Raw genomic sequence first — 9252 nt, forward strand, 5'->3', positions numbered from 1 at the left:
AGCACGAGGCCGAGCAGCGGGGCGCCGCCGCGCTCGGCCAGGACAAGCGCCGCGGCCATGACCGCGCGCGAGCTGCGCGCGCTGCCGGGCGGCGCGGCGATCGCCGCCCGGTTGATCCGCCTGCGTCTGCTGCGCGACGAAGGCTAGCGCGCCGCCGTCCAGCCTTGCCGGCCGCGACGCTCATGCCTTGCGCGCCATCGTACCGGCCCGTTTCCGCTTTGTAAGCGGCGAACGGGCTTTTTTCATTTTCGCTTTTCATTTTCGCTTTCTATTTTTGCTTTCCAATTTCTTTTGCTTTTCATTTTCGCTTTCTTATCGATGTCCACGTCGCCCAGCTTCCACGCCGTCCGCGCCGCGTCAGACCGCGGAAAGCGAACGTTCGGCTTTCCCTCGTTCCCGCCGGTGATTTCGCCCTCAGGGACCCGCGCCGCGCGCCCTCTATGCCGCGCGGCCGTCCAGGCCCGTCCGTCAGGAATTTGGATCGTTCCCGCCGAAGTGATACACTTAGCCATAGCGCGATTCACGCGAGATCATTTTGCCCCGACCAGGAGGAAATCGAAACGATGCAACCGACCATTACCGTCGTCGGACTCGGCTCCGGCGACGCCGACCAGCTGACGCTCGGCGTCTGGCGCCGGCTACAAGAGGCACCAAGCCGCTATGTCCGGACGGAGAAGCACCCGATGATGGGGCTGTTCCGCGAGCATGGGCTGGCTTACGAATCCTTCGATTCGCTGTACGAACGGCTGGATTCGTTCCCGGACGTCTACGACGCGATCGCGAGCGAGCTCATTCGGCTCTCCCTCGAGAAGGGATCGCTGCTTTACGCGGTGCCCGGCCACCCCATGGTCGCCGAGCGCACGGTGCAGCTGCTGCGCGAGCGCTGCCCGGAAGCGGGCGTCGCGCTGGCCGTGCTCGGCGGCGAGAGCTTCCTCGACCAGGCGTTCACGCGGCTCGGCTTCGATCCGATCGAAGGCTTCCAGCTGCTCGACGCCGCCGAACTGAAGCCGTCCCTGATCCGTCCGGAGCTGCACACCGTCATCGGCCAAGTCTATGACGAATTTACGGCATCCGACGTGAAGCTGACGCTCATGGAGACGCTGCCGGACGACTATCCCGTGACGATCGGCCACGCGCTGGGCGTCGCCGGCGAGGAGCGAATCGTAAGCGTGCCGCTGTACGAGCTGGACCGGACGCCGGGCTTCGGCAACCTTTCGCTGATCTGGCTGCCGCGCTCGGAGGACGACCGTCTGCGCAACCGCTCCTTCGAGCGGCTGCACGAAATCGTCGGCATTCTCCGCAGCCCCGAAGGCTGCCCGTGGGACATGGAGCAGACGCACCAGTCCATTCGCAAAAACTTCATCGAAGAAACCTACGAGGCGATCGAGGCGCTCGACAACGACGATCCGGACGGCATGCGCGAGGAATTCGGCGACGTTATCCTCCAGGTCATGCTCCACAGCCAGATGGAGGAGGAGACGGGAGCGTTCACGGTTTACGACGTCATCCAGACGCTGAACGAGAAGCTGCTGTTCCGCCACCCGCACGTATTCGGCGATTCGGCCGCGGGCGACGCGCGGGAGGCGCTGAAGAACTGGGAGCAGATGAAGGCCGAGGAGAAACGCCGCAAGGGCATCGACCCCGCCGCCGCTTCGCAGCTGGACGGCATTCCGCCGGAGCTGCCCGCGCTGATGAAAGCTTATAAGCTTCAGAAGAAAGCGGCCAAGGTCGGCTTCGATTGGGACGAGATCGGCCCGGTGCTGGACAAGATCCAGGAGGAGCTCGGCGAGCTGCGGGAAGCGATCGCGTCCAAGGACAAGGAGGAGCAGGCCGGCGAGCTCGGGGACCTATTGTTCGCGACGGTCAATGCCGCGCGGTTCATCGACGCCGACCCGGAAGAAGCTCTCTCGCGGACCAACCGCAAATTCAAGAAACGATTTTCATATATTGAGGAGCAGCTTCGTATAAGCGGGCGATCCTTTGACCAAACTGATTTACTAGAGATGGACCGTTATTGGGAGGAAGCGAAAAAGCTTCCGTAATCTTCAAGGGCGGATTCGTCAAATTTCGGCTAATTTCCTCATAAAACACAAAATATTTTTCGGGTCAGGCAGGATTTTTTTGCTAACGGGCAGAATAGTACGATTTGAGGAAATGAGGCTATCGGCGGCTAATCCGCCTACAACCATAATTGAATTATTAGGAGGATTTTACGATGAACAAAACGGATTTGATCAACAACATTGCAGCGAAGAGCGGCTTGACGAAGCGCGACGTGGAATCGGTATTGAACGGCTTTCTCGGCGAAGTCACGGACGCGCTGGCAGGCGGAGATAAAGTGCAGCTGATCGGCTTCGGCACGTTCGAGACGCGCAAGCGCTCCGGCCGCACGGGCCGCAACCCGCAAACCGGCAGCCCGATCACGATCGCGGAATCGAAAGTCCCAGCGTTCAAAGCCGGCAACAAACTGAAAGACGCCATCAAGTAAGCATGCGTCTGGACAAATTCCTCAAAGTATCCCGTCTGATCAAGCGGCGCACCGTCGCGAAGGACGTGTCCGACCAAGGGCGCGTCTGGATCAACGGCCGCGAAGCCAAAGCGAGCAGCGACGTCAAAGCCGGCGACGAGCTCAAGATCCAATACGGCCAGAAGATCGTGACCGTCCGCGTCGAGCGGATCGCGGAAACGACCAAGAAGGACGAGGCGAGCGGCATGTATACTTTGTTGAAGGAAGAATCGCGCCAGCCCGAAGAGAAGCTCGACTGGCAGCAATGAAAGAAGACGGCCGCCCGGATCCCGATCCGGGCGGCCGCCTTTTTTACCAGCTGCGACGGCCCGAAGGCACAGGCACCACGCGCCGCGGCCGCGCAAGCGGCCAGGAGACCGCGATCGGCCAGCGCCTTCGCCGGCGCGATCCTCACGGTCCTCCATGCTTCCGCGTACCTTCGCCGCTTCGCCGCGGCCCTCCTATTCGCCTTCCGGCCAGGCCGCCCGGTCCGCGATGATCGTGACGTCCGCATGCGTCTGCAGGAAGCTCGACGGCACGCGCTCGTCGACGGCGCCCTCCAGCGTCCGCTGCAGGATCTCGCGCTTGCCCGCGCCGGACGCCAGCAGCAGCACCTTCCGCGCGCCGAGCAGCACGTCCATCCCCGCCGTGATGCTTTCGCGGGGCACGCGGTCGAGGCCGCCCCAGTACGCGGCGTTGCTTTGCAAGCTCTTCTCCGTCAGCGCGACGGCGCGCGTCGGCGAGTCGGGGCGGGAGGGCGGCTCGTTGAATCCGAGATGGCCGTTCGGCCCGAGGCCGAGCACCGCCGCGTCGAAGCCGCCGGCCTCGCGCACCCGGCGGTCGTATTCGCGCGCGGTCGCCGCCGGATCGTCCGTGTTCTCGTCCAGCAGCACGAGCTGCTCCTCGCGCAGCTTCCAAGGCTCCGCCACGGACCGGCGCAGCCAGCCTTCGAGCGAACGCGGGTCGTCGTTCGCGAGGCCGAGATAGCCGTCCAGCTGGAACGCGCGGACGGCGGAGAAATCGACGTCCCCGGCGGCCCGTCTCGCCGCCAGCGCCTCGTACATGCCCATCGGGGTATGGCCCATCGCCAGCACCATCGCCGCGCCGGGCCGATCCGCCACGATCGCCGCCAGCCAGTTCGCCGCTTCCTCGCTCATGGCCTTGTAATCGTCCGCCACGATCAATTTCGTCATCGTTCATCCGCTCCTTGATGCGCCCGGCATGCCGATCGGCCGGCGCGAGTATCGTCGGTTGCTTCCCTATATGCCGCGAAGCCGCTTCGCTCCCATCGTACCATTGTCCCCTCGCGCGCCACAACGTCCCCGGCGGTCCGGTTCTAAAGCCGTTCTCCCTCTCATAGGCTAGTCTCAGTTACCAGTACGCTCGTAGGAGGGGGACGGGGCAATGATAGAGCAGGGCGGCAAGACGCAGAAGCGCCAGGAAATCAAAATGCTTAACCGCAAGATCCTTGAGATTACCGGCGTCATGAACGTGGAAAGCTTCGACGTGGAAGAGTTTCTGTTGGAGACCGAGCTCGGCTTCCTGGCGATTCGCGGCCAAAATCTGCATATGAAGCATTTGAGCCTGGAGCAGGGACTCGTCGCCATCGAAGGGCTTGTCCATTCGCTTACGTACCTGGACGGCAGTACGGCCGCGAAGTCCAAGGGCCTGTTCGGGAAGATCTTCAAGTGAGCGTCAGCCTCAGCGTGCAATGGTGGACCATGATGACGATGCTGCTCTCTGGGATCGGGATGGGCATCGTTTTCGATGGTTACCGCGTCGTGTCGGACGAGCTGCGGATCAGCCGCATCTGGGTGCCGGTCTTCGACCTGCTTTACTGGATCGCCGCCACGCTCACGGTATTTCAGGTGCTGTCGTCGAGCAATCACGGGGAAGTCCGGTTCTACGTGTTCCTGGGGCTGCTGCTCGGCATCGGCTGCTACTACTGGCTGTTCAGCAAACTCACCGTCCGGCTGGTGAAGCTGCTGATCGAGACCGTACGCGCCGTGACGCGGTTCACGGTCAGGTGTTTTCAATTGCTTATCGTCAAGCCGCTCGTGCTGCTGTTCCGGCTGGCCAAGCTGCTGCTGGCGTTTTTCCTGGCGCTTACTATGTTCCTCTTCAAAATTGTGGTACAATTGGGTCGTCCGTTCTGGCTTCTGATTGCTTGGATGACCAAACCGGTCTGGAAGCCGCTGTTTCGCTGGTGGGGGAACCGGGTAAATCCCCTTATCGCGACGTGGCGGATCCCGGAGAGGTTCCGGCAGGGCAAGAGCGCCGCGCAAGGGCTCTGGCAGCGCTGGAAGAACCGCAAGGACGCGAAGAAGAACGATGACTGATTCCACTAACGTCGGGAGGTCCATGAATGGCAACGGCAAGCTCCAATTCGGCCCCGAATCGCGCCGGAACGAAACGCAGATTGAAGCTATGGCTATTTTTCGTCGTGCTTTTCATGGGCTGGGCGCTTTATACAGGCATTACGCAGATGGGCCGCCAAGGGCAGGCCGAAGATAAGCTGGCCGCCGCGAAGCAGAAGATCGACGAGGCGACCAAGCAGACCGAGGACCTCAAGCTCGAGCTCAAGCGGCTCAACGATCCGGAATATATCGGGCTCAAAGCCACGCAGGAATTCGGCATGGTCAAGAAGGGCGAGAAACAGATCGACGTCGTCCCGAAGCCGTAACCGGGCGGCAAAACGGGCTTCCGTCTGTTGCCTTGCATCAACCGTTCGGGTATAATCAGCTTAAGTAACCGCATTTTTCGGCTTACCTCATTATTTACCCGCGGGTTTCGGCTGCGGATCTCGAAGCGGATGCTTCTTATAACGGTTAGGGAGGAACATTTTTACCTATGGCAATTGAAGTGGGCGCCAAGTTAGAAGGCAAGGTGACAGGCATTACGCATTTCGGGGCATTCGTCGATTTGTCGGGAGGTGTCACAGGGCTAGTTCACATCTCAGAGATTGCCGATAACTACGTCAAGGACGTTAAGGACCATCTGAAGCTGGAAGACATCGTGACGGTGAAGGTCATTAACGTTGACAAAGACGGGAAAATCGGACTTTCCATCAAACAAGCAATCGACCGGCCAGAAGGTTCCGTACCTCCTCAGCGTGAGCGCACCGGAGATCGCCCAGGCGGCTTCAATCGACCAGGCGGAGGCGGCGGAGGCGGAGGCTTCAATCGTCCAGGTGGCGGAGGCGGAGGAGGCGGCTTTAATCGTCCAGGCGGCGGAGGCGGCGGACGTCCGTTCAACAAAGCCGGCGGCGGCAAGCCCTCTTACGGCAAGCCTTCTTTCGAGGATAAAATGTCGCGCTTCCTGAAAGACAGCGAAGAACGCATGTCCTCCCTGAAGAAGAACACGGAATCCAAACGCGGCGGCCGCGGGGCCAAGCGCGTTTAATCCCATAGCATTTCAAGGCAGCGCCCTCCGGGCACTGCCTTTTTTGCGTTTTCTTCCCCCTTAAGGACGCGGATATGCTAGGCCGCTACATAAATATACCCGCCCACGCAAAAAAGTTTTCCCGCCTTCTCACGGAATCCCGACAGGTTCGGACGGCGAATGGACGCCGGTCGCGCGGAAACCGGCCACGCAATTTGTTGAAATCGTAAACGCGGCGCCCGCGCCGGGCCATTCCGGAAGGTCTCCGAAGCGTCCCGCCCACGGTCCAATCCCAGCAGAGACGCAGGGTTGCGCCGCAGCGACAAAGCCGCCGCCCACGGCAGGCGGAAATGTCGGAAAAAACTTCGGCGTTGACAACGCTATCTGACAAACTTTCTCGTTTGGCCGATTCTATAATGGCGATACACTATTTTGGAAAAGGGTGGTGCTTCTCTCCATGGCAGTCAAACCCAAGGTCGTCATGTTCCCCGGCGTGCGCAAGACCAGCTTCGTCCAATCGGCTCTCCATAAAGGATTGGCCCGCACCGGCGTCCTTCGGCTCGCAGGCATGCTTACTTCGCGCAAGTGGACGTTCATCCTCATGGCCGTCGGCTTCCTGCTCGGACGAGCCGTCATCCTGGAATCGCTCACCCCGTTCGCGGTCGCATACTTCACGGTCATTTACTTCCTGCGAAGGGATCTATCCCTGCCGGTCGCGGCGGCGATCGTCGCCGGCAGCTGGTTCGCCGTCGCCCCGGACCCGATGTGGATCGCGATGGAGCTGGCGGTCATGTACTTGCTGCTCCGCGGGCTGGAGGCGTACGAGAGGGCGGAGCTCTCCTACGCGCCGCTGCTCGTGTTCGTCGCGACCTTGCTCGTGCGGCTGTTCGGCGTCGTCATCGAGAGCACGCTCGGCTGGTACGAGCTGATGATGGTCGGGGTGGAAGCCTCGCTCGGCTTCGTCCTGACGCTCGTGTTCGTCCAGGCCATCCCGGTGCTGACGTTCACGAAGAAGACGTCCGCGCTCAAGAACGAAGAAATCATTTGCCTCATGATCATGCTGGCCTCCATCATGACGGGAGCCGTCGGCTGGACCGTGGAAGGCTTATCCTTGGAACACATCATGTCGCGCTATATGCTGCTGCTCTTCGCCTTGGTCGGCGGCGCCCCGCTCGGCGCTTCCGTCGGCGTCGTGGCCGGGCTCATCCTGAGTCTCGCCGACGCCAACGCGATCGTGCAGATGAGCCTGCTCGCCTTCGCCGGCTTGCTGGCCGGGCTGCTCCGCGAAGGGGGCAAGATGGCCGTCGCCTTCGGGATGCTCCTGGGCTCGTCCATTCTCGCCATCTACATCGGCAACCAGTCGGACGTCATGGCGTCCACGTGGGAGTCCGTCATCGCGGCCGCCTTGCTGATGGCCACGCCAAAATCGATTACTCGCATCATTTCCAAATATGTGCCCGGCACACACGAACACGTCAAATCCCAACATGAATACGCGAAGCGCGTACGGGACGTGACGGCGCAACGGGTTGCGCAATTCTCCGAGGTGTTCCGCCAGCTGTCCCGCAGCTTCGGCCAGTTCGGAGGCGCGGCGGACGAGCCGGACAAGCCGGACAGGCGGGAAGAAACCGTCGGCCACTTCATGAACGCGGCCGCGGAACGGACATGCAGCTCGTGCCACCGCAAAGATCTTTGTTGGGAGGGAAAATTCTATGACACGTACCGGATGATGACGAACATGATGACGTCGGTGGAGGAAGGACGACGGCTCGGGCCGAAGGAGGTGCCGAAGGAGTGGAGCGTGCACTGCGTCAAGCCGCAGCAGGTGCTGTCGGTGATGCAGCAGCAGTATGAACTTTATCAGCATGATCTTAAATGGCGGAAGCAGCTGAGCGAATCGCGCCAGCTCGTGGCGGAGCAGCTGTCCGGCGTCTCGCAGGTCATGGAAGACCTGGCGAGGGAAATTCAACGGGAGGGGCAGCAGCTCCATTTGCAGGAAGAACAGATCCGAGAAGCGCTGGAAGGGCTCGGTTTATCGATACAGGGCATCGAAGTCATCAATTTGGAGGAGGGGAACGTCGAGATCGAGGTGTACCACACCTTCGGGCAAGGCTACGACGAGTGCCGCAAAATCATCGCGCCGCTGCTGTCCGACATCATCGGCGAGCCGATCGCCGTCATGTCGGAGCAGCTGCCGGAGAAGGAGGGCGGCGCCGCGCTGGTGACGTTCGGCACGGCGAAGGCGTTCGAGGTGGAGACCGGCGTGGCCGGCCTCGCGAAAGGCGGGGATCTGCTGTCGGGAGACAGCTTCAGCACGGTCGAGCTGGGCAACGGCAAGTTCGCCGTGGCGATCAGCGACGGCATGGGCAACGGGGAGCGCGCGAAGCAGGAGAGCAGCACGGCGCTCACGATTTTGCAGCAGCTGCTGCAGTCCGGCATGGACGAGAAGCTGGCGATCAAGTCCGTGAATTCGGTCTTGCTGCTACGGTCCTCGGACGAGGTGTTTGCGACGGTCGACGTGGCGTTAATCGACATGTATTCGGCCAAGACGACGTTTATGAAAATCGGATCAACGCCCAGCTTCATCAAGCGGGGGAACGAAGTGATTCCGATCTCGGCCAACAATTTGCCGGTAGGGATTTTGCAGGACATTGACATAGATTTGATTCGCGTGCAGCTGCAGCCGGGAGATACGCTCATCATGATGACCGACGGGATTTACGACGCTCCGGGGCATGCCGTGAACAAGGAAATGTGGATGAAGCGGGTGATCCAGGAGATTAAGACGGAGCACCCGCAGGAGATCGCCGACGCGCTTCTTGATACGGTCGTACGGTACCACAAGGGAGACATTGTCGACGACATGACGGTCGTCGTCGCGAGAGTGGACAAGCATCAGCCCGAGTGGGCGACATTCCGCTGGCCTGGCATGACCAAGGTCGAGCGTCCAAGGACGGTGAGCTGAAATGGCGATGAAGAAGATGACGACATGGATGCGTCAAGCATTCTTGAATAGAAGCGGCATGGCGGCGGAAGGCGAAGGCAAGCGGAGCGGCGTGACGACGGAGGGACAAGCCAAGACGAAGCCAGGCGAAAGCAAAGCGGCGGAGGGCCGCGGGATCCGGGCGTCGCGGAGCAGCCTGCGCCAGCGGCTGCTCGCGGATCGGCGGCGCAAGCTGGGCGGCCAGCCGCTCATGATGCTCGTCCCGTTGCAAGCGGCGGAAGCGGAGCGGATGCGCCTAAGGGACGAGCAGCAGCGCGCGGCGGCGGCGGAAGAGCGCCGGCGCGAGGCGGAGGCGCGGCAGCGGGCGGAGGCGCGGCAGCGGGCGGAGGCGGACCGGCCGCAGCGGGGCGATACGCGGCTG

10 protein-coding genes are annotated in these 9252 nt (G+C 61.6%); 9 read left to right on the top strand and 1 reads right to left on the bottom strand.

All coding sequences use genetic code 11. The features are described from left to right. Positions 1-563 precede the first annotated feature (563 nt). The 3 genes from yabN to I8J29_RS32960 all read left to right on the top strand — a co-directional run bounded on the left by yabN (position 564) and on the right by I8J29_RS32960 (position 2775). On the top strand, positions 564-2042 hold the full coding sequence (gene yabN / locus I8J29_RS32950) for a bifunctional methyltransferase/pyrophosphohydrolase YabN (protein ID WP_208851493.1): 1479 nt from the start codon (positions 564-566) through the stop codon (positions 2040-2042). A gap of 173 nt (positions 2043-2215) precedes the next feature. Then, complete coding sequence (locus I8J29_RS32955; protein ID WP_090648863.1) at positions 2216-2488, top strand: HU family DNA-binding protein; 273 nt, start codon at positions 2216-2218, stop codon at positions 2486-2488. A 2-nt stretch (positions 2489-2490) separates the two neighbouring features. After that, a complete protein-coding gene (locus I8J29_RS32960) occupies positions 2491-2775 on the top strand; it encodes an RNA-binding S4 domain-containing protein (protein ID WP_090648860.1) in 285 nt (94 codons plus the stop codon). A gap of 192 nt (positions 2776-2967) precedes the next feature. On the opposite strand, the gene I8J29_RS32965 is transcribed toward I8J29_RS32960, so the two are convergent. Then, positions 2968-3699 (bottom strand): 6-phosphogluconolactonase, encoded by a 732-nt coding sequence (locus I8J29_RS32965; RefSeq protein WP_208851494.1) that lies wholly within the window; start codon positions 3697-3699, stop codon positions 2968-2970. 211 nt (positions 3700-3910) lie between these two features. On the opposite strand from I8J29_RS32965, the gene yabP reads away from it, so the two are divergent. From yabP to I8J29_RS32995, 6 genes are all read left to right on the top strand, one after another. Beyond that, positions 3911-4198 (top strand): sporulation protein YabP, encoded by a 288-nt coding sequence (gene yabP / locus I8J29_RS32970; RefSeq protein ID WP_208851495.1) that lies wholly within the window; start codon positions 3911-3913, stop codon positions 4196-4198. Then, positions 4195-4845 carry a spore cortex biosynthesis protein YabQ gene (gene yabQ / locus I8J29_RS32975; RefSeq protein ID WP_338113333.1) on the top strand — a complete coding sequence of 217 codons (651 nt, stop codon included), beginning with the start codon at positions 4195-4197 and terminating at the stop codon, positions 4843-4845. Before yabP ends, yabQ begins: the two co-directional genes overlap by 4 nt. A 26-nt stretch (positions 4846-4871) precedes the next feature. Next, positions 4872-5189: an FtsB family cell division protein gene (locus tag I8J29_RS32980; RefSeq protein ID WP_090648852.1), complete on the top strand. Its 318-nt coding sequence runs from the start codon at positions 4872-4874 to the stop codon at positions 5187-5189. A gap of 167 nt (positions 5190-5356) precedes the next feature. Then, a complete protein-coding gene (locus I8J29_RS32985; protein WP_208851496.1) occupies positions 5357-5908 on the top strand; it encodes a S1 domain-containing RNA-binding protein in 552 nt (183 codons plus the stop codon). Between the two features lie 436 nt (positions 5909-6344). Beyond that, positions 6345-8852, top strand: coding sequence for a stage II sporulation protein E (gene spoIIE, locus I8J29_RS32990; protein ID WP_208851497.1), 2508 nt, complete (start codon positions 6345-6347; stop codon positions 8850-8852). Between the two features lies 1 nt (position 8853). After that, positions 8854-9252, top strand: a 399-nt coding sequence (locus tag I8J29_RS32995) for a hypothetical protein (protein ID WP_208851498.1), incomplete at its 3' end; no start/stop codon positions are given.

The sequence above is a fragment of the Paenibacillus artemisiicola genome, assembly GCF_017652985.1.
GTDB lineage: Bacteria > Bacillota > Bacilli > Paenibacillales > Paenibacillaceae > Paenibacillus_Z > Paenibacillus_Z artemisiicola.

Coding starts and splice junctions, on each gene's coding strand:
- yabN (WP_208851493.1), top strand. CDS start 564: ATGCAACCGACCATTACCGTCGTCGGACTCGGCTCCGGCGACGCCGAC.
- I8J29_RS32955 (WP_090648863.1), top strand. CDS start 2,216: ATGAACAAAACGGATTTGATCAACAACATTGCAGCGAAGAGCGGCTTG.
- I8J29_RS32960 (WP_090648860.1), top strand. CDS start 2,491: ATGCGTCTGGACAAATTCCTCAAAGTATCCCGTCTGATCAAGCGGCGC.
- I8J29_RS32965 (WP_208851494.1), bottom strand. CDS start 3,699: ATGACGAAATTGATCGTGGCGGACGATTACAAGGCCATGAGCGAGGAA.
- yabP (WP_208851495.1), top strand. CDS start 3,911: ATGATAGAGCAGGGCGGCAAGACGCAGAAGCGCCAGGAAATCAAAATG.
- I8J29_RS32980 (WP_090648852.1), top strand. CDS start 4,872: ATGGCAACGGCAAGCTCCAATTCGGCCCCGAATCGCGCCGGAACGAAA.
- I8J29_RS32985 (WP_208851496.1), top strand. CDS start 5,357: ATGGCAATTGAAGTGGGCGCCAAGTTAGAAGGCAAGGTGACAGGCATT.
- spoIIE (WP_208851497.1), top strand. CDS start 6,345: ATGGCAGTCAAACCCAAGGTCGTCATGTTCCCCGGCGTGCGCAAGACC.